The 20161-nt window shown below is 59.0% G+C and carries 14 protein-coding genes; 9 read left to right on the top strand and 5 right to left on the bottom strand.

The genetic code is table 11. The annotated features are described in order from the left end of the window. Nucleotides 1–14 precede the first annotated feature (14 nt). Both ACM6IT_RS01600 and ACM6IT_RS01595 read right to left on the bottom strand, forming a co-directional pair. Nucleotides 15–1469 carry a TrkH family potassium uptake protein gene (locus ACM6IT_RS01600; RefSeq protein ID WP_414917346.1) on the bottom strand — a complete coding sequence of 485 codons (1455 nt, stop codon included), beginning with the start codon at nt 1467–1469 and terminating at the stop codon, nt 15–17. A 323-nt stretch (nt 1470–1792) separates the two neighbouring features. After that, on the bottom strand, nt 1793–2686 hold the full coding sequence (locus ACM6IT_RS01595) for a LysR family transcriptional regulator (RefSeq protein WP_056727388.1): 894 nt from the start codon (nt 2684–2686) through the stop codon (nt 1793–1795). Between the two features lie 94 nt (nt 2687–2780). Here ACM6IT_RS01595 and ACM6IT_RS01590 point away from each other — a divergent pair, with 94 nt between their 5' ends. Next, nucleotides 2781–3947, top strand: a complete 1167-nt coding sequence (locus ACM6IT_RS01590) for an MFS transporter (RefSeq protein ID WP_414913059.1) — start codon at nt 2781–2783, stop codon at nt 3945–3947. Nucleotides 3948–4131: 184 nt separating this feature from the next. Here ACM6IT_RS01590 and ACM6IT_RS01585 read toward each other — a convergent pair whose 3' ends face one another. Beyond that, on the bottom strand, nt 4132–5046 hold the full coding sequence (locus ACM6IT_RS01585) for a LysR family transcriptional regulator (RefSeq protein ID WP_223541877.1): 915 nt from the start codon (nt 5044–5046) through the stop codon (nt 4132–4134). 235 nt (nt 5047–5281) lie between these two features. Between ACM6IT_RS01585 and ACM6IT_RS01580 the strand changes: the two genes are divergently transcribed. Genes ACM6IT_RS01580 through ACM6IT_RS01570 form a run of 3 tightly spaced genes read left to right on the top strand, consistent with a single transcriptional unit; the run spans nt 5282 to nt 8153 of the window. After that, nucleotides 5282–6457: a M20 aminoacylase family protein gene (locus ACM6IT_RS01580; RefSeq protein ID WP_414913050.1), complete on the top strand. Its 1176-nt coding sequence runs from the start codon at nt 5282–5284 to the stop codon at nt 6455–6457. A 45-nt stretch (nt 6458–6502) separates the two neighbouring features. Further along, nucleotides 6503–7282, top strand: a complete 780-nt coding sequence (locus ACM6IT_RS01575) for an ABC transporter substrate-binding protein (RefSeq protein ID WP_223541875.1) — start codon at nt 6503–6505, stop codon at nt 7280–7282. Nucleotides 7283–7292: 10 nt separating this feature from the next. Then, entirely contained in the window at nt 7293–8153 is an 861-nt protein-coding gene (locus ACM6IT_RS01570; RefSeq protein WP_414917345.1) for a phytanoyl-CoA dioxygenase family protein, read from the top strand. Between the two features lie 433 nt (nt 8154–8586). On the opposite strand, the gene ACM6IT_RS01565 is transcribed toward ACM6IT_RS01570, so the two are convergent. Next, entirely contained in the window at nt 8587–9702 is a 1116-nt protein-coding gene (locus ACM6IT_RS01565) for a formylglycine-generating enzyme family protein (protein WP_223541873.1), read from the bottom strand. Between the two features lie 181 nt (nt 9703–9883). Here ACM6IT_RS01565 and ACM6IT_RS01560 point away from each other — a divergent pair, with 181 nt between their 5' ends. Continuing rightward, nucleotides 9884–12379, top strand: a complete 2496-nt coding sequence (locus tag ACM6IT_RS01560) for an arylsulfatase (protein WP_223541872.1) — start codon at nt 9884–9886, stop codon at nt 12377–12379. A 262-nt stretch (nt 12380–12641) separates the two neighbouring features. On the opposite strand, the gene ACM6IT_RS01555 is transcribed toward ACM6IT_RS01560, so the two are convergent. Beyond that, nucleotides 12642–13433, bottom strand: a complete 792-nt coding sequence (locus ACM6IT_RS01555; RefSeq protein WP_223541871.1) for a PDZ domain-containing protein — start codon at nt 13431–13433, stop codon at nt 12642–12644. 664 nt (nt 13434–14097) lie between these two features. Here ACM6IT_RS01555 and ACM6IT_RS01550 point away from each other — a divergent pair. From ACM6IT_RS01550 to ACM6IT_RS01535, 4 genes are all read left to right on the top strand, one after another. Continuing rightward, a complete protein-coding gene (locus tag ACM6IT_RS01550; RefSeq protein WP_056722940.1) occupies nt 14098–14838 on the top strand; it encodes a Mut7-C RNAse domain-containing protein in 741 nt (246 codons plus the stop codon). A 108-nt stretch (nt 14839–14946) separates the two neighbouring features. Further along, complete coding sequence (locus tag ACM6IT_RS01545) at nt 14947–17073, top strand: TonB-dependent receptor family protein (protein WP_409079322.1); 2127 nt, start codon at nt 14947–14949, stop codon at nt 17071–17073. An 87-nt stretch (nt 17074–17160) separates the two neighbouring features. Beyond that, nucleotides 17161–18438: a tyrosine/phenylalanine carboxypeptidase domain-containing protein gene (locus ACM6IT_RS01540; RefSeq protein ID WP_414917344.1), complete on the top strand. Its 1278-nt coding sequence runs from the start codon at nt 17161–17163 to the stop codon at nt 18436–18438. Between the two features lie 156 nt (nt 18439–18594). Further along, the gene (locus ACM6IT_RS01535) at nt 18595–20124 is read left to right on the top strand and encodes a DUF3300 domain-containing protein (protein WP_414917343.1); all 1530 of its coding nucleotides are present in this window, start codon (nt 18595–18597) and stop codon (nt 20122–20124) included. Nucleotides 20125–20161: the final 37 nt, after the last annotated feature.

Genomic DNA, 20161 nt, shown 5'->3' with positions numbered 1-20161 from the left:
CTCGACTAGCTGGGTCAATATCTCCAGAAAACTGGAGTTACGAGTACCAACACAGTCAGGATTTCCAACCTTCCTAGAAGCATTCCAACCGTGAGCAGCCATTTGGCGGCATCCGGTAATGATGAGAAATTACCGGCCGGCCCAATGATTGCGCCAAGACCCGGTCCGACGTTACACACCGCCGTAGCGGCACCGCTCAACGCGGTTGTCCAATCAAGCCCAATGAGAGCCAGGCCCAAAGCGATGGCGGCAATCGTGATGGTGAAGAAAAACGAGAAGGTCAAAAGCGAGCGCACGATCTCCTCATCGATGGGATGGCCGTTGTATTTTTTCTGAATCACGGCTCGAGGATGGATCAACTGCTTCAAGCTGCTGACCAGTAGAGCGCCAGCCACCTGAAAACGGAAGATTTTAAGACCGCCTGCCGTTGAGCCGGAACAGCCACCGACGAAGGTCAGATAGAAAAACAGCAAGACAGCGAAGCTGCCCCACAAGGTGTAGTCGCCAACCGCAATTCCGGTGGTCGTGACGACCGAGGTCACATTGACCGCCACGATACGAAACGCATCCCACCATCCGTAATCACTGTGAAAACATAACCAGGTACCCACGGCCAGCGATGTGACGAGCAAGAATCCAATGAATCCGCGGACCTGGTGGTCCTTGATCAGCGCACGCCGATTACCCCGCAATGTCGCGACGTACAAGGTGAACGGCAGGCTGCCCAGAATCATGATGACTACCGCCACCCAGTGAATCGCTGGTTGCGTCCAATGCCCAAGGGAAGCGTCCGAAGTTGAGAACCCTCCGGTAGAGATTAACGACATTGCATGGTTGACCGCTTCAAATGGCGTCATTCCAGAGAGCCAGAGCGCCAGAGCTCCAAACCCGGTAAGCCCCAGATAGAGCAAAAGAATGTACTTGGCTGCCACATGGGAACGCGGTGTCACTTTCTCCGACCAATCGGAGGACTCTGTCTGGAACAGACGCATGCCGCCTACTCGCAACAGTGGAAGGATCGCCACAGCCATGCCGATAAAACCGATGCCGCCCAACCAATGCAGCATGGAGCGCCATATCAACAAGCCGGGAGATGAGGTATCCAGACCGGTGAGTACCGTCGAACCAGTGGTTGTGATGCCAGACATCGTTTCGAAGAATGCGTCGGTGTAGCTGATTTGGCTAATGAACACCATTGGTAACGCTGCGAAGGTGCACACGACAACCCAGCTTCCGGTAGTCAGCAAGTACATGTCCCTGGGACGAAGTTGGCCAGTATCCGGGCGTCCCCGCACGATCAACAGGAGGCCACAGACGAAGGTAATCAAACTCGACCAGAGAAAGGCCGACAGATCGTCGCTACGCTCATAGGCCACCAGTGTGATCATGGGAATAGCCATGCTTATGGCCAGCGTGATCAGAAAAATGCCCAGGATGAAGCCGATAAGCCGAATTGCTGCGAGGGACATGACAATAGCGTTCCAAATTAACACCGCGCAGTATTAGATACCCAACCTGAAGCCCCCGTAAATTTTGCGTAAAGCTTCTACGGGCAACCCCATAGGCTGCGTGCGTGAACGGGCTATATCGGGTCGAGTTCTGCCGGTCAGGACAGGCAGAAACCGGCCAAAAGCGGTCTTTCACGACGGCCATTTAAGACGTGCGGACGACCCATCAATGCCAGAGCTCACGATTGTTCCAGTAAGGCAAACCATCTATTGATAGTGCACCCAAAAATGTTTTGGTCACTTCAACATCACGAGTACCCGGAAATATCAGCTTACGCCTCCGCTTACATCCGGTGATGTTCCAGCAAGAAGTCCACGAACAATCGCACCCGCGCCGGCATTGCCGCCCCGCCGACGAACACCGCATGAATCGGTTCCTGGTCCCCGGGGTTCCAGGCTTCCAACAGCGGAATCAGGTCGCCGCGCTGCAGATCCTCGCTCACGCTGAACTCACCGATACGTGCAATGCCGGCACCTACTCGCGCGAGTTGTGCCAGCGCTTCACCACTGCTGCATTCGATGTTGCCGCTGACCTTCAGGGAAAACTCTTTTCCATCGCGGATGAACGGCCAGTTGGGTTCGGCACGCCGAAAGTTGAAGCGCAGGCAGTTGTGCTGTAGCAGGTCTTCCGGTTCCTGAGGGATGCCGTGGCTCTGCAGATACTCGGGCGATGCCACCACTACCTGGCCGGTGTCGCCGATCCTGCGCGCGGTCAGCGGGCTGTCGGGCAGATGGCCAAAGCGGACCGCGACGTCGGCCTGCCCGCCGAGAATGTCGACCACTTCGTCGCCGAGGGTGAGGTCGACGACGATGTTCGGGTAACGGGCGCTGAATGCTGCGACCAAAGGAACGATGGCCAGCCGCCCATGGCCAAGGGCGGCACTGACCCGCAATCGCCCCCTGGGTACGCCCTGGTCGGCGATGGCTTCTTCGACCTCGTCCATGTCGGCCAGGATACGCCGGGCGCCGCGCAGGAACGCTTCGCCCTCGGCAGTGAAGGTGATCGCTCGGGTGGTGCGCAACAGCAGGCGGGTGCCAAGACGTTGCTCGGTACGCGCGATGATCCGACTGACTGCCGAGGGTGTCAGGCCCAGTGCACGTGCGGCGGCCGACAGGCTGCCTTCCTGCGCCACGGTGATGAACACGCTCATTTCACCTGACCTGCCGTTGAAATCCACTTGTGCCTCCTGCGCAAAGGTGATTGCCAAAAATGCTATCTACCACCTGAAAAGACTGGATCGTAGCATTAGCGGCATAGATAAGGAGCCTTCCATGCGTATCAATCCACCACTTGTCGCGCTCGCCATCGGTGCCTTTGGCATCGGCGTAACAGAATTCGCCCCCATGGGCATGTTGCCGGGTATCGCTGCGGATCTGGGCGTTTCCATTCCCGCCGCCGGTTTGCTGGTCAGTGCTTATGCGCTGGGCGTATTGCTCGGCGCACCGCTGATGACCCTGACCACCGGCAGGATTCCCCGGCGCTATCTGCTGATCGGGCTCATGGCGATTTTCACCCTGGGTAATCTGATGTCAGCCCTGGCCACCGATTACTACAGCCTCATGGTCGCCAGGGTGGTGACCTCACTGAACCATGGTGCATTTTTTGGCGTTGGCTCCATCGTCGCCGCCAGCGTGGTCGCCCCGCAGAAACGTGCCGGGGCGGTTGCGGCGATGTTCATGGGCCTGACCCTGGCGACCATCGGCGGTGTGCCGCTGGCCGCCTGGTTTGGTGAACTGTTCGGTTGGCGCACCGCTTTCTGGGGAATTACCGGCCTCGGCGTGGTGACCATGGCCGCATTGTGGTTCGCCCTGCCTAACCTGAAGACGCCGCAAAGCGTCGGTGTAATGGCCGAAATTCGGGTACTGGGGCGTGGTCCGGTACTGGGCGCGTTGGCCCTGACCGTAGTCGGATCGAGCGCAATGTTTACCGTCTTCACCTACATCGCGCCGATCCTCAGCAGCGAGACCCATGCGTCCACCGCCTACATCACCGCCATGCTGGTGCTGTTCGGTGTGGGGTTGACGCTGGGCAACATGTGGGGCGGCAAGGCCGCCGACCGCTCGATAGATCGCACCCTGATCGTTTCGCTGAGCGTGCTGATTCTCGTCTTGCTGGCGTTTACCGTTCTGATGCGTTGGCCGCTGCCGGCCGCCGTTGCCATCCTGATATGGGGTATCGCCAGCTTCGCCCTGGTGCCGCCGCTACAGATGCGCGTCATGGAAGCAGCGAAGGACGCGCCCAATCTTGCCTCTGCGGTGAACATTGGCGCCTTCAATTTTGGCAACGCGATTGGCGCAGCACTGGGCGGAGCGGTGATCAACGCCGGTCTGGGTTATCCGGCGATTTCCCTGGCCGGAGCGGCGATGGCTGCTCTGGGGCTGCTGATGGTGTTGGCTTATGCCTGGCGTTCCAGAACGATTGAAGCGGCAGTGGTGTGACGAAGATGAGGGGGAGTGGTTCGTTACGATCGATGAGTGGCGGCAATCGGTCAATTTTAGCCTTTGCTGACCGGCAGCTTTGGGTCGTTTTCTGCCGGTCACCACTGGCAGAGAACGGCCAGGAGCAGGCAGTGACGTATAACCATGAAACCAGTAAGGTTCCACTCAGTTTCAATAACAGCTCTCAGACCAACAAATCGACGGTCTGCAACATGCGCCGATAAGGAGATTGCGTATGCCCCATCTCCAGGTGAATGGTTTCGATCAGACACTCCAGAAACCGCTCGGCCGCCGGCCGCAGGGGCTGCCCGCTTCGGCTGATGGCGCCCACCGAGGCACTGCCGACCGGCTCGCGCAGAGGCAAGGTGCACAAGCCTTCGCGCTGAGCACATATCTCCACCAGCGGCCAGGGAAAGATGCTTAACATGTCGGTTTCACGCAGCAAGCTCAAGATGATCGAGAGCGAATGGGCGAAATGCACATGCCCCTGCGTCGAAATCGTTCCATCTTGTTGCGAGGCCAGTATCCAGTCAGCCGACGCCAGGTCCTCCATGGTCCTGCTGTTCGACAGCGGGTGTTGGTGACGGGCGACCACCGCACAATCGGCCGTGAACAGCGGCAGATAGGTCAGGTCGGTGCTGGAAGACCGGGTATCAAGCCGTCCGATAAACAGATCGACGCTCGCATCCCGCAGCAACGGACACGCGACCGATGAAAGCCCCTCATGCAATTCAAGTTGTACCTTTGGAAACAGCTGGCGAAAACGCACGACGGCTTTTGGCATGAGCGTCATCGCCAACCAGGGTGTCACGGCGACCGACAAGCACCCCACCAGTTCCCCCTTGCAATCAGGCAATACCTGACGGGCACAGACCATCTGTGCCACCAGCAGACGTGCCTGAATCAACAGCTTCTTGCCGAGCTCGGTAAACACAATCCCTGAGGTATTGCGGATCAGCAATTGTGTGGCGGTGTCTGCCTCCAGCTTCTGGATGGCCTTGGTGACCGCTGCCGGCGAAGTGTCGAGTCTTTTTGCAGCGCCGCGGATACTGCCCGCGTCGGCCACCGCCACGAGTGCATTGAGTTGATAGAACTTCATAGTGTCCGCCGGTGTTAACCCAGGGTTGCCTTGTTAACTTTCGATTGCCTGTCAGCTGCTGCCTTGGCCCACTACTCTCGGACCAACACCAACTGAGCTTCGAACCTCAGCAAAAGACCGTACCAGAAAAAGCCCAGGCACTTTGATGAAACGCATGATGCCGTAAGCCATCGTCGATTGTGGCCCTTGCGACAGATTGGTTTCTCCTCTTGATCACCAAGGAAAAACACTGCCAATGACACAATCCATCACGCTGTTAAAAGAGATTGAGCAGGAAATGCGCGAACTGCGCCACCAGATCCATGCCAACCCTGAACTCGGTTATCAGGAGGTCGAGACGAGTGAGCTGGTAGCCGAACGTTTGATCAAGTGGGGTTATGACGTGACGCGCGGCTTCGCCGAAACCGCGGTCATCGCCACGCTGAAAAAAGGCACCGGTTCGCGTGTGATCGGCATACGGGCTGACATGGACGCACTGCCTATTCTGGAAAAGACCGGGCTGCCCTATGCCAGCCGGATACCGGGCAAGATGCACGCGTGTGGCCATGACGGGCATACGGTCATGCTCCTCGCCGCCGCCTACGCCCTCGCCCATGGCCATCCGTTCGATGGCACCATCCGCCTGATTTTCCAGCCGGCCGAAGAAGGTCTGGCCGGCGCCCGACGAATGATTCAGGAAGGCGTGTTGCAACAGTTCCCCTGCGATGCAGTGTTCGCTGCACACAACATGCCTGGCTACCCAGTCGGAAAACTCGGGTTCCGGGCCGGCCCCTTCATGGCCTCTGCCGATCAGGTCAATGTCACGATTCACGGAAAAGGCGGTCATGGCGCGATGCCGCATCTGAGCGTCGACCCCGTGGTGGTCTGCGCAAGCATCATCATGGCTTTGCAGACAATCGTCTCGCGTAACATTTCACCTCAGGAAATGAGCGTTATCACAGTCGGGTCCATTAACGCAGGCAAGGCGTCCAACGTGATCCCGGACAGCGCGCACATGCTGATTTCCGTCCGCTCACTGAACAACGCCGTCCGGGACCGCCTGGAGAGCCAGATAAAACACCTCATTCACGCCCAGGCGCAGGCATTCGGCGCGACCGCCGACATCGACTACAGTGCCGATTACCCTCTGCTGGTAAATGACGAAGAAATGACCCGGTTTGCCAGTCAGGTGGCCATCGACTGGCTCGGTGAGGACGAGGTGATGAACGACATCGTGCCCTTCAATGGCAGCGAGGATTTCGCCTACTTCCTGCAGCAATGCCCTGGCAGCTATCTGATCATCGGCAATGGCGACGGTGAAAAGAGCTGCATGGCTCACGACCCTCGCTACGACTTCAATGACGACATCCTGATTCGGGGCGCTGGCTATTGGGTCAAGTTGACTGAGGCCTTCTTGCCACTCAACGCTTGAGCAAAGACCTGTCAGAACGAGAAAACCAATAAAAACGAGGTCATCATGCAACTACGCAAACTTCAATACATCACCCTGCTGTTCGGGCTGATCATCACCCCGTTATCTCAGGCAGAACCGGTAATCAAGTTCGGCGTCGACCCTAGCTACCCGCCTTTCGAGCAAAAGCAGCCAGATGGCTCATTGAGTGGTTTCGATATCGATCTGGGCAATGCCCTTTGTGCCGAGTTGCGGGTCAAGTGTGTTTGGGTCGAGCAGCCCTTCGACAGCATGATCCCGGCGTTGAAGGCGAAAAAATTTGACGCCATCCTGTCTGCATTCAGCGCCACCGAGCCACGTCGCCAGCAGGTCGATTTCAGCCATAAGATCTACACCGCGCCGTCTTCTCTCGTTGCCAGAAAAGACTCCGGATTGCTGCCGACGGCAGAATCATTGAAGGGCAAGTCGGTCGGGGTGGTTCAAGGCTCGCTGCACGAAAGTTATGCCAAGTCGCAATGGGGCCGCCAAGGCATCAATATCCTTTCCTACCAAACCCAGGACCAGGTGTTTTCAGACCTCATCAACGGGCGCCTGGATGCATCGTTCCAGGCCTCGGTACAAGCCGACATCGGATTACTGCAAAAGCCTCAGGGCCAGGGCTTTGCCTTCGCCGGTGAGCCCATCACCGACAAAAGCATCATTGGCGATGGCGTCGCTATCGGTGTCCGAAAAAACGAGCCTGATCTCAGAGAGCAGTTGAACACGGCCATTGCCAGAATTCGCCAATCAGGCCAATACGACCAGATCGCGAAGCAGTACTTCAACTTCGATATTTACGGCGATTGAGGCAATCCCCATGAACGAAATGACACAACGCGGTGAATCTCGTTATGCCATCCCCGTCAGCGACGAGACTGTACGTGCCTTTCAAACTGATGGTGCGGTGTGCATCCGTAATGCGTTTACTGCGCAGCAAATCAGCGAACTGACGCTAGGTATCGAGCACAACCTTGCCCATCCCAGCCCTCGCGCAAAAGTGGCGAGCAGCCCTACGGATCCGGGATGGTTCTTCGAGGACTTTTGTAACTGGCAAGAGAATGCATACTATCGCGACTTCATCTTCAACTCCGCCATCGCCCCCATCGCGGCCACCCTGCTGAACAGCCTACAGGTGCGCCTGCACCATGATCACTTGCTGGTGAAAGAGCCCAATACGCGCCAACGCACACCTTGGCACCAGGACCAGCCTTACTACAACATCACGGGTTCGGACACCGTGAGTTTCTGGATTCCTGTTGACCCCGTGCCCAGGGAATCGACCCTCGAATTCATCGCCGGCTCACACAAAGGCCCCTGGTTGATGCCCCGGTCCTTCATGGACAGCCAGGCCAAATGGTTTTCCGAGGGAACACTGGGCGAGCTACCGGATATTGAAAGCCATCGCGAGGACTTTCCCATTCTGGGATGGACGTTGTCGCCAGGGGACATGGTGTGTTTCAACATGTTGACCTTGCATGCCTCTGCTGGCGTGGGCGGGCATAACCGTCGTCGCGCGTTTTCAGTGAGGGTCATAGGCGATGATGTGCGGCATGCGCCGAGACCTTGGGCCACCTCACCCGACTTTCCTGGGCTTAAAGATGCTCTGGCATCAGGTGAACCTATGGAACACGAGCTTTTTCCGACACTCTGGCATCGAGAAAGCAGAATGTCCGAGTGATAGATTGACGATGCAGGATGGCTCAGAAAAAGCAGATGATGGGTACGGGTCAGTTGTTTCACGGAACGGGAAAACCGGGTCATGTGCCCGGTTAACCAAGGTATGTGGTTTCCTCTTACAATCTCGACATCTTGCGATATGTTTTGGATGCCTGGATCGCTACCATTTCAAAGGAAGACACTTCTGACCGTCTGCAATGGGTCGATTCTGTTGAAAAAGTCGACCCGCCCCGGCTAGCCATGCATCGAGCGGTGAAAGCGCATTTTTTGCACGCAGCTACGTCAAATCTGAATCTTGGACCTTCTGCGCAAAACACAGATTTCAATCTCAGACGCGCACTTTCCTGCAATGGAAACCGAAGCCGACTTTTTCAACAGAATCGATCAAGAGCAGTCATTCGTGTGTTCACGCATGGCCAGCGTGCATTTTGTATTCAACGGTTCTTTTCCCATTGGTCATTACTCATCGCCAAGCGAAAGCCGAGATGCGACATAGAGTTCATAGGGTCTGCGCCCTGCCGGGCACTGGTTCTAAAACTCGTGCAGTAGCTGTCGCTACAAAGAAAAGATCCGCCTCGGATTACACGCTGCGGTGCATTGGCCGTCACCCCAAGTTCGGGGTCATAGCTGTCGGATGGCCCCACCGGGTTTACAGCCGCTTCACCCGCCGGTTGACGCTTGAGCCCAACTCTAAACGCGTCGGCACGATACCAATCGGCGACCCATTGCCAAACATTCCCGGACATATCGTAGAGCCCGTAGGCGTTAGGTCGGTAACTGCCTACCGGCTTGGTGCCAATTTTGAATTTGTTACTGGCTCCGGTCACGGGAAACGGCTGTACCTCATCCCAGGTATTCGCCATCTTTTCCCCTCCGGGCGAGAAGTCATTCCCCCACGCATAATTCGCTTGTTCCAGTCCGCCTCTTGCGGCGTATTCCCATTCAGCCTCGGTCAGTAGGCGCTTGTGCGCCCATGCTGCGTACGCCTGCACATCTTCACGTGAAACCTGAACAACAGGATGGGTTTCCTTGCCCTCGATGGTACTGTCTGGCCCCAGCGGGTGACGCCAGTCAGCCCCCGGTACAAATGCCCACCACTGGCTGAAATCATTGAGCGGGATTGGTCTGTCTGTGCCGACAAAAACCAATGCGCCAGGCACCAAGTCGCTGTCATCCGGCTCAGGAGTCCCTGGCGGCAGTTGGACTTTCAGATCTTCCCATTTGGGTTTGCGTTCGGCGGTGGTGACGTAATGTGTTTCAGAAATGAAACGGGCGAAATCGGCATTGGTGACGTCGTAGCGGTCGATCCAATACCCGTCGAGTCGAACCTTGTGCGCCGGCCCCTCGTTTGGACGAGCCTGCTTATGATCGCTCCCCATCAAAAATTCTCCGGCAGGAAGCCAGACCATTTCCAGGGGGCCATTTTTTCCATCACCCAGCGTCAAAGGCATAGGGCCACGAATGTGCTGATACACCACAAACGCCAGGCAAACCGACACGATCCCGGCGCAGACGATGGCGATACCTAAACGCCGTTTCCGGATAAGCATTTGCGTTCCTCTTGATTTCAGTCTGCGGCCATTGCTGACCCTGCCTGGTATCAAGATCAGGTATAGACACCACTCCTCCAAAGTCAACGACCACTCGGGTTAACGTTGAGATGGGCTGGCGAGAGAAGAAAACGGTTCTACACTCCGAACTTGGGGTTTCGGGGGTTTACAGGAGCTGGCCATGGCCACTGCACACTGGAATAAACCTTTATCGTTGCGCCAGCGCATCAGTTCCGGACTGGCAGTTGCCTTGCTTGCGCTCTCTTGCGCCAATGCAGCGACACAGGAAGTCAACGGCACGCCCGGTTCACCCAGTGCGACCACGACCATTGACGGGAATTATCTGCCCGCGCCACCAGCACCGTTCGGCGGCGTCATCAATATGGACGTCAAGGAGTCCAAGCCCTATTGGCCACCAACCGTGGTGCCGCCCAAGGGCGCGCCCAACGTGCTGCTGATCATGACCGATGACCAGGGTTATGGCGTTACAGGCACCTTTGGCGGCGTCATCCCCACGCCGGCCATGGACCGGATCGCGAAGGCCGGGTTACGCTTCACGCAGTTCCACTCCACCGCACTTTGCTCGCCGACGCGGGCAGCGCTTATCACCGGACGCAACCATCACTCCGTGGGCTTTGGTGTGATCACCGAGCAGTCCACCGGATTCCCGGGCTACGACTCGATCATTGACAAGAACAGTGCCACGATCGGTAAGATCCTGAAGGAAAACGGATATTCCACATCGTGGTTTGGCAAGAATCACAACACCCCCAGCTACCAATACAGCCTGGCTGGCCCCTATGACCAATGGCCGAGCGGGATGGGCTTCGATTATTTCTACGGATTCGTGGGCGGCGAGTCCGACCAGTGGAAGCCTTTTCTCTTCCGCGATCATACCCAGATCGAACCGTGGGTCGGGAAGCCTGACTACAACCTCATCACCGACATGGCGGACGAAGCCATCAAGTACATGGATGGATTGAATGCGGCCGCGCCTGACAAGCCGTTTTTCGTCTATTACGTGCCCGGTGGCACGCATGCACCGCATCAACCGACACCGGAATGGATCGAGAAGTACAAGGGCAAGTTCGACATGGGCTGGAATGCTCTGCGCGATCAGATTTTCGCAAACCAGCAGCGGCTCGGCGTGATTCCGGTGAATACCGAACTCACCCCCTGGCCGGATGATCTGCCGAAGTGGGACACGCTCAACGCCGATGAAAAGAAAATGTTTGCCCGCCAGGCAGAAGTGTTTGCCGCTTACGTGGCTTATACCGATCATGAGATCGGCCGTGTTATCCAGGCCGTGGAGGACATGGGCAAGCTCGACAACACACTGATCATTTACATCAACGGCGACAACGGCACCAGCGCCGAAGGTTCCACCATCGGCACCCCGTTCGATATGGCCGCAATTCAAGGCATCAATGTTCCGGTCGCGGAGCAATTGAAATTCTACGACATTTGGGGCTCGGACAAGACTATGCCGCATATGTCGGTGGCCTGGTCCTGGGCCTTCGATACACCATTCAAATGGACCAAACAGGTGGCGTCGCACTTCGGTGGAACCCGGCAAGGCATGGTCATGTCATGGCCTGACCGTATCAAGGACGCCGGTGGCATCCGCACACAGTTCCATCACGTGATCGACATCGTTCCAACGATCCTGGAAGCCACGCACATCCCGGCACCGGTGATGGTGGATGGTATCGCTCAGAAGCCCATCGAAGGTGTGAGCATGGCCTACACCTGGGACAAGGTGAACGCGAACGTCCCGTCCACGCGCACCACTCAGTACTTTGAAATGCTTGCCAACCGCGCCATCTACCACGACGGCTGGATCGCCTCCACGACCCCGCCTCTGGCGCCCTGGCTTCTCGGCTTGGGCAAGATGCCCGACGTTGTCAACGGATACAATTGGGAGCTTTACAACATCGCGGAGGATTTTTCGCAGAACAATGACCTCGCCGCGAAGATGCCCGACAAGCTGCGCGACATGAAGGAGCTTTTCCTGATCGAGGCGGCGAAATATAACGTGTTCCCGCTGGATAACGACTTACTCCAGCGCGCCACCACGCCGCGACCAAACGCGACCGCCGGCCGGACTGTCTTTACGTACTCGAGTGAATTGTCCGGGCTGCCCGAAAGCAGCGCCCCCAACACCCTCAACAAGTCCTACTCCATCACGGCCGAGGTGGAAATCCCACCGGGCGGCGCCGAGGGGATGCTCAACACACTCGGTGGGCGCTTCGGTGGCTATGGCTTCTACTTGGTGAAGGGCAAGCCTGTCTTTGCCTACAACCTTCTGGCCGTTGAACACTTCCGCTGGGAAGGCCAGGATGCGCTCACGCCCGGCAAGCACACCGTTGTGTTTGACTTCACATACGACGGGCACGGTTTCGGCAAGGGTGGCACCGGTGTCCTGTCGGTGGACGGCAAGGAAGTCGACCGCAAATCGATCCCGCACACCATCCCGTTCCTCGTGACGGTCGACGAAACCTTCGACGTCGGGGTGGATACCCGCATGGGGGTGGACGACAACGACTATCTACCGCCATTCCGTTTCACCGGCAAACTCGACAAGCTGACCATCAAGTTGGAGAAACCGAAGCTGACTGCCGAGGAGCAGAAGCTTCTCGATCAAAAGACGCAGGAGGCCAAGAACAAAGCACAGTAATCCCTTCATTTACGAAACATGCGGGCTGCCCCAGCGAGCAGCCCGCGAATTCACCAGATTCCGGGCTCGGTTTTGGTGCCGGCGACTCAGGTACTTGAGATAAGAGGGCGAACGTCCGCTTTCAAGAAATCTGGCCGTCCGCAATGGGTCGTTCACTACCGTTCATGGCCACGATACATGGCGGTTAAATCTGGCGTAAATGGCTGGTCAGTTCGATTGCAAACGGGAGGGTAAACCTATGCAATCACCACATGGGTCTGAGCTACGGTATTGTTAGTTTCTTTATTATGGATTTGCCATTACGGACAAGCATGACATCGACCGTCTTTCCTTGGCGCGCGCGTACAAAATCGGCAGCGTTAGGGATTTGGCCAACGGAAAGATTATCAGCTTTAAGAATTGTATCTCCAGGAAGTAGATCCGCTTGATAAGCAGCAGAACCGCGCACAATGGAGGTAATCACAACAGCACGCTGTGTGCCAAGAGCTTGAGCTTCCGCAGTAGTAGGTGCGCGGAAATGCAGTCCTAAGGGCTGGTTGGTCCTGACGTAGTACGTGGCGGTCTGAAAATAGCTATCCCGACTAACTTGGATCGCAGTCCATTGTTGCCCAGAAACAGTTGCATACGAGGAGCCATATGCAGTGGCTGATCCTCCATAGTTATTGTAAGCAGTCGCTTGCCCATAACTAGTCACAGTTTGCTGAGTAGGAAGTGATACCGGTACAGCTTGGGTGTTGGTGCGCTGGTAAATGGGTTCGTAGTAGACCACCAGATCAGCACCAACTTTCCGACCTTGCTCAATTGCTTTCTGCTGTGTCGATAATTCGTCGCTGAACATACTAAACCCAAGTGCTTCAAAGCTATTTTCATAGTACGTCTGAACGTCTTGGACCGGGTTTGTGCCGAGCGCCAGGGTCGGCTCCGCAGGAGCGGGAGCGGCTCGATAGGCGGCGATATATTCCGGATCAGAAAGTGACTTGTAGCTTTTGGCGTAGGGGTTTGCGCAACCAGCTAAAGCGAGGAAGCCAACGATCATCAGTACGTTCTTGATCACAGCCATTTTCCCTATGAGCTATTTGATAGATGCCGCATGTTCGAGAGCAGACCGAGCCTAGAGCGTCGTATAGCTCGGTGGCAAGGAAGTCCTCTAAAAAATCAAAAGCTGTGCAGCTATGAGGCTTTTGTGGGTGAACCGTTACGGTGGTAGTTGTAGACCGTGGAATTAAATGTAGACCCGAGCAGCTGCTTCTGGCTGTTTTTGACTATCGCCACCGACAGCAATGGGTCGAAAGTGACCACTCTGCGACAGGGAGTCTCCCGGGCCATCAAGCTACAAAATCAAGTGCGATTCAGATAGCCCTGGCGGGATTGGAAATTCTTTTTTGCACCTGCGTCCTGGACAGGTTTTGCTCGATGATGGTCAAGATGACCGCGCAGCAGATGAGCTAATGCGCGCATACATGGGAGCTGGCCCAGAGATTTTCGCTGCGGAGGACGCCCGCTACCTGACTTTTCGCAAAACACGTGCTGATCTTGACACACCATAACTATTAGCCCACCTGTTTTACGTCCAGGGTCCCTAGACACCCTGACGTGAGCGCCATGGGACGAATGCGGCCATCCGGCAAACGGTCATTCAACGTAGACAAAACCAGGGGCGATTCAGAAGATGTCCCGACCAACCTCGCTCACCCCGCAGCCCTGCCATACTGTTCAACATGACCAGTGCAACTTTCCGCTTCTTTGATGAGCTCAACGATTTCCTGCCGGCCGAACGGCGGCGGCAACCCTTCACCTGCCAGTGCGCGCAAGGGGCGACGGTCAAGCACATGATCGAGGCGCTCGGGGTGCCGCACACCGAGGTCGAACTGGTGCTGCTCAACGGCGAGTCGGTGGGCCTGGAGCGGGTGATCCTCGACAGTGACCGGCTGGCGGTGTATCCCAAGTTCGAAGCGCTGGACATCAGCCCCCTGCTGAAAATTCGTGCGCAACCTTTAAGGGTGCTGCGTTTCGTCGCGGATGCGCACCTTGGCGGGCTGGCCAGCCTGCTGCGCATGAGCGGCTTCGACACCCTCTACGACAATGGCTTCGAGGATGGCGAGATCGCCGAGATCGCTGCGCAGCAAGGACGCATCGTGCTGACCCGCGACCGCGAACTGCTCAAGCGGCGAATCATCAGCCACGGCTGTTATGTGCATGCCCTGAAACCCTCGCTGCAGTTGCGCGAATTGTACGAGCGCCTCGACCTGGCGCGTAGTGCGCGGCCATTCAGCCTGTGCCTTCATTGCAACCTGCCGCTGCACGAGATCAGCCTGGAACTGGCCCGGACGCAGGTGCCGCCACGCATCGGCGCCCTCTATTCGCACTTCCTGCGCTGCGACGCCTGCCAGCGGGTTTACTGGGAGGGTTCGCACTGGCGCGGTATGTGTGCATTGCTGGCACCGCTGCTGAACCGATAGCCGCCAGCCCTTGGCGGAAAAAAAATAACAAAATTGCCATGTGCTCCCTTCGTACCTTCTTGCGTCGCACTGTTCATTGCCCGTTCCCGTACGTCTGGAGTTTTCCCAATGCCCTCGCCTCATTCCTTGCCCGCTGCGCTGCTGGGCCTGGCCCTTGTTTGTCCGGCCATGACCGAGGCGCAGGGCCTGGAGCTGGGCCAAGTGCTGATTGGCGCCGAGGACCAGAGCGACGAAGACCAGGGAATCGAGGACGCCAGGGCCCGGCTGGCCCAGGTGCCCGGAGGCACTAACGTGGTCGACATGCGCCGTCCGTTGCAGGGCCGCGTGGCCAGCAACCAGGATGTGCTGGCTTACCAGCCGGGGATCTATGCCCAGTCGGCGGGTAACGAAGGGGTGAAGATCTCCATCCGCGGGTCGGGCATCAACCGTGCCCCGGGCGCCCACGCCTCGGGGCTGTACACCCTGCTCGACGGTCTGCCGCTGACCGGTCCCGGCGGCACGCCCTATGAATTGCTGGAACCGCTGTGGCTCGACCATGTGGAAGTGCTGCGCGGCGCCAACGGGTTCGACCGGGGCGCCCTGGCCCTGGGCGGAGCCATCGATTACGTCAGCCATACCGGCTACGACGCGCCGAAGTTGCAGGTACGCTACGCAACGGGCAGTCACGGCTATCAGCAGCGTCAGGTCAGCTCCGGACAGGTGCTGGGTGACTTCGATTACTACGTGGCCATGACCGACGCCAACGCCGACGGCTACCAGGACCACACGGCCAGCGAGAGCCAGGGGGTCATCGCCAACTTCGGTTACCGCTTCAACCCCAACCTGCAAACGCGCTTCTACCTGCGCCACCGCCAGACCGACAACGACCTCGCGGGACGGGTGACCAAGCATTCCATCGAACACGACCCACGGGCGGCCAACCCGGCCTACGTGGCGCGGGATGACCGCCGCGACGAGCCGGGCAGCACCTTTATCGGCAACAAGACCACTTGGTACATCGATGACGATTCGAGTATCCAGACCGGCCTTGTCTACCACGACTACCCCATGGACTTGCGCGAGGGCCCCAACCGCCTGAAGGTGGCGTACACCGATGTCAGCGGCACGTTCGACTACAAGCGTCGCGACACGCTCTGGGGGCTGGAAAGCCAAAGCACCCTGGGCCTGCGAATGACCAAACACCTGCCCAACGCCGGTGCCAGCGAGTTCGTGCGCATCCCCACCGGCAATACCGCCGGTTATGCACCGGGCACGCTGATCCGCAACTTCACCTACCAGGGCTCGGACACGGTCCTGCATGCCGGCAATGACCTGGAGATCGCCGACGACCTGTGGCTGACCACCGGCCTCGCCGCGATCTACACCCGCCGTGAAAGCGATGTCACCTACCCGCCGGAAGGTGGCAAGACCAGCCTGCACGACTGGGACTACGCCCCACGCGTGGGCCTGCGCTACCAACTGACACCGGACCTGCAACTGTTCGGCAATCTCAGCCGCTCGGTCGAGGCACCGCACCCGTGGTCGCTGATCTATAGCTCGAACATCCGATTCCCCGCAGGCAGCGGCGTCGCCACGGGCGCCCAGCGCCAACCGGTCACGCTGCAAAACCAGACCGCCACCACCCTGGAAATCGGCGGTCGCGGGGACAGCACGCTGGGACAATGGAGCCTGGCCTGGTACTACGCCCAGGTGCGCCACGAACTTCTTTCGGTGCTGCCGGACGCCAACGCCACCACGCCCTACGAACTCAACGCCAGCCCCACCGTGCACCAGGGTGTGGAAGCCAGCCTGCTGAGCCCCCTCTGGTCGCCCGACGATGGCGGCCAGTTGAGCCTGCGCCAGAGCTATACCTTCAGTGACTTCCACTACCGCGACGATGAACGCTTCGGCGACAACCGCCTGCCGGGCCTGCCGATGCACTATTACCAGGGCGAACTGCGCTACGACTGGCCACAAGGCTTTTTCGCCACGGTCAACACGCAATGGGTGTCCAAAGTGGCAGTCGATTACGCCAACAGCTACTACGCCGATCCCTACGCCCTATTCGGCGCGACGCTGGGCTACAACGCACCCAAGGGTGACTGGCAGACCTGGCTGGACCTGCGCAACCTGACCGACAAGCACTATGCCGCCACGGTCACGCCGGGCTACGACGACAAAGGGCTGGACGCGGCACGCTCCACCCCGGGGGAAGGCATGGCGATGTACCTCGGGGTGTCGTGGAGCCTGCTCTGAGGCCGCTTGCCTGTCTTCGCAAACGTACGCAACCGCACGCGACGACTAAGCTTTTGTAACGCCACTTCGTCTCTCAAGGAGCTATCCATGAGCGCCGCCGCCCTGCCCGAACTCGATGCCGCCCTGCCCGGCCTGACCCGCAAGATCCGCGTGCTGGATGCCCTGTCCTGGCCGGACGGCGTCGAGGAAGACTTCCTGGCGAAATGGCGCGGCGGGCGGGCCGAGTTACCCAGGGTCGAGTTGCAGCCCCGCGACCACAGCGCCGACATCGCCGCCCTGGAAACTTTTATCGGCCATTGCGATGTGGGGCATCCGGCCGGGAATTACCTGGCCATGACCGCCCGTAGCTATGCCACGGCCGGGCACATGCTGGGGGCCATTGGCACTCCCGCCTTTACCCAATATTCGTCAGCGCTGTACCGGCGTCCGGACTTCTATTACACACGCCTGCAACTGAGCATGCTCGACGCGGCCCGGTTCTTCCTCAAGACCACCGACGCCCTGCTGGGCGGTGCGCGGATTCCACCCTGCCCGGCCGAGATACCGGCCAAGGCGTTCGCCGCCTGGATTCAACCGGAGCTTGACCGCTTCTTCGGCGCCGGACAGATCACAGTCGTGCTCGATCCGAACCTGGCCGCCAAGGCTATCGCCGGATCGAGCCGCATCCGCCTGAGGGCCAGCGCGCTGTTCTCGGAACTGGACAAGCATCAGCTGTTGCAACACGAAGCCTTCGTGCATGTCGCCACGGCACAGAACGGCGCGCGCCAGCCCAACCTCACAAGCCTGGGCCTGGGAGCGCCCCGCACCACCCAGACCCAGGAAGGCATTGCCACCCTGGCCGAACTGTTCACCGGCAGCATGGACATCAACCGCCTGCGTCGCCTGGCCCTGCGCGTGCTCGCCGTCCAGCAGGCACTGGAGGGTGCCGACTTCATCCAGGTGTTCGAAGGTTTTCTGGCGGCCGGGCAGACAGAAGAGGAATCCTTCCGCTCGACCCAAAGGGTATTGCGCGGCACCGACCTGCGGGGTGGTTCGGCGTTCACCAAGGATGCCGCTTACCTGACCGGCTTGCTCGGTGTCCACACCCTGCTGCGTATCGCAATTCGCGATAACCGGCCGGAACTGGTGGGGCATCTGTTTGCCGGGCGCCTCAGCCTGGGTGACACCGTGCGCCTGGCGCCCCTGTTCGATTCCGGCTGGCTCAAGGGGCCGGTCTATCTTCCTGCCTGGGCCACCGACCTGCGCCTGCTGGCCGCCAACCTGGCCTTCTCGGCGTTCATCGCCCAGATCAAGCTGGATGTGCTGGACCTGGATGTGTTCATGGCATTCGCCGAAGAACACGAAAGCGATGCCAGCGCCCAGTGATCGACGCGCAATTTTACAGGCAGCCTTGACTCTCCAAATCAACTGCTACCATTAGGAAGCGGTGTCGAGGCCAGGCTCTGTGGCTTGCAAAGTCGGCTTCACCTGCCAGGGATTGGTCCACCCACTTCAAGCCTGCCTGACCCCATGGGGGGTGCAATGCACAATCCATTACTTTACGCGTTGTCGGCTGTACTGTTCTTGAGCGGATCGTCCTGCCTGGCACTGGATACGAATGGGACCGCCGCCACACCGACAGCCGCCGCTGCCCCCGCTCCGGCAAGCGCGACCACGGCAGCGCCCGCCGCCCCGGTGGCCAAGGATCCGGTGTTTACCCAGGAACAGCTGGATCAGATGCTGGCGCCCATTGCGCTTTACCCGGACCCACTGTTTGCACAGGTGCTGATGGCCTCCACCTACCCCGGGGAAGTCGGCGAGGCGGTCAGTTGGTCCAAGGCGCACCCCGACGCCAAAGGTGACGATGCGGTCAGACAGGTGGCGAACCAGCCCTGGGATCCGAGCGTGCAGGCGCTGGTCGCCTTCCCGCAGGTTCTGGTAATGCTGGGGCAGGACCCCGTCTGGGTCCAGCGCCTGGGTGATGCCTTCCTGGCGCAGCCCGACGATCTCATGGAAAGCGCCCAACGCTTGCGTCGCCAGGCACAGGCCGCCGGCAATCTGCAGAGCAACCAGTATCAGAACGTGACGATCCAGAATGTCGCGCCGTCGGCACCGGCGACCACGAACGCGGCACCGGCCCCTGAAGCGGCCCCGGCCAGCAACTCCACCATCATCATTCAGCCTGCCGATCCGCAGGTGGTGTACGTCCCCACCTATAACCCGACAACCACCTACGGCACCTGGGCCTACCCGGCATCGCCGCCCGCGTACTATCCACCGCCACCGGCCTATTACCCCGGTCAGGCGCTGATGGCCGGACTCGCGTTTGGCGCCGGTGTGGCGATCGTTGGATCCTTGTGGGGTGAATGTGACTGGGGCAATAACGACGTCGACATCGACGTCAATCGCTACAACAACATCAATGCCAACAACCGGATCAACAACAACAAATGGCAGCACAACCCGGTGCATCGCAATGGCGTGCCCTATCGGGACAATGCGAGCCGCGCACAGTACGGTCGCCAACTCAATGGTGCCAATCAGCGGGAAGCCTATCGCGGAGACAATGCCCAACGCGCCCAGGCCCGTGAAAATGCCCGCACCTCAATGGACAAGCACGGTATCGAACGACCTGCCACCAGCAACCGCGAAGCCCGTGATCAAACGCGCAAACTCCAGTCCGCAACTGCGGGCGGCGATCGACGGCAGGCCGGTGCAGACAGGCCCAAGGCAGCGGACAGAAGCCAGGGCACGACCAGAAACACCCGGGAGAACCAGCAGCCCAGGAGAGAGACCCAGCAGGCCAGGAACCAGACTTCCCAGTTGAATCAGCGCCGGGAAGGCTCCGCGCAGACGCGGCAAGCGACGAACAAACGGCCCGCCGCCAGTGCCGGCAGTGCCCGCAACAATGCGTTCGCCGGCGCACGGTCACCGTCCCAGGCCAACGTCCAGGCCAATCGAGGCCGGGCCAGCCAGGCATCCGCCCAACGCCCCAGTGCCTCGCGATCAGCCGGTCACCAGGTCAGCCGGCCGTCCAATCCACCAGCGCGTCAAAGGGGGGGCCGCCGTTGAAAAACCATCCTCGATTGAAGGGACTCACGGGCTTGCT

Origin of the sequence: Pseudomonas sp. IT-P4, assembly GCF_949767755.1 — a bacterium.
Classification (GTDB): domain Bacteria; phylum Pseudomonadota; class Gammaproteobacteria; order Pseudomonadales; family Pseudomonadaceae; genus Aquipseudomonas; species Aquipseudomonas monachiensis.
Note: the sequence above shows the minus strand (reverse complement) of the source record. Positions and strands in the feature narration are given on the sequence as shown.

Bases quoted from the DNA above. Each gene is read 5' to 3' on its own strand.
- ACM6IT_RS01600 (WP_414917346.1), bottom strand. From the start codon at position 1,469: ATGTCCCTCGCAGCAATTCGGCTTATCGGCTTCATCCTGGGCATTTTT.
- ACM6IT_RS01590 (WP_414913059.1), top strand. From the start codon at position 2,781: ATGCGTATCAATCCACCACTTGTCGCGCTCGCCATCGGTGCCTTTGGC.
- ACM6IT_RS01585 (WP_223541877.1), bottom strand. From the start codon at position 5,046: ATGAAGTTCTATCAACTCAATGCACTCGTGGCGGTGGCCGACGCGGGC.
- ACM6IT_RS01580 (WP_414913050.1), top strand. From the start codon at position 5,282: ATGACACAATCCATCACGCTGTTAAAAGAGATTGAGCAGGAAATGCGC.
- ACM6IT_RS01575 (WP_223541875.1), top strand. From the start codon at position 6,503: ATGCAACTACGCAAACTTCAATACATCACCCTGCTGTTCGGGCTGATC.
- ACM6IT_RS01570 (WP_414917345.1), top strand. From the start codon at position 7,293: ATGAACGAAATGACACAACGCGGTGAATCTCGTTATGCCATCCCCGTC.
- ACM6IT_RS01565 (WP_223541873.1), bottom strand. From the start codon at position 9,702: ATGCTTATCCGGAAACGGCGTTTAGGTATCGCCATCGTCTGCGCCGGG.
- ACM6IT_RS01560 (WP_223541872.1), top strand. From the start codon at position 9,884: ATGGCCACTGCACACTGGAATAAACCTTTATCGTTGCGCCAGCGCATC.
- ACM6IT_RS01550 (WP_056722940.1), top strand. From the start codon at position 14,098: ATGACCAGTGCAACTTTCCGCTTCTTTGATGAGCTCAACGATTTCCTG.
- ACM6IT_RS01545 (WP_409079322.1), top strand. From the start codon at position 14,947: ATGCCCTCGCCTCATTCCTTGCCCGCTGCGCTGCTGGGCCTGGCCCTT.
- ACM6IT_RS01540 (WP_414917344.1), top strand. From the start codon at position 17,161: ATGAGCGCCGCCGCCCTGCCCGAACTCGATGCCGCCCTGCCCGGCCTG.
- ACM6IT_RS01535 (WP_414917343.1), top strand. From the start codon at position 18,595: ATGCACAATCCATTACTTTACGCGTTGTCGGCTGTACTGTTCTTGAGC.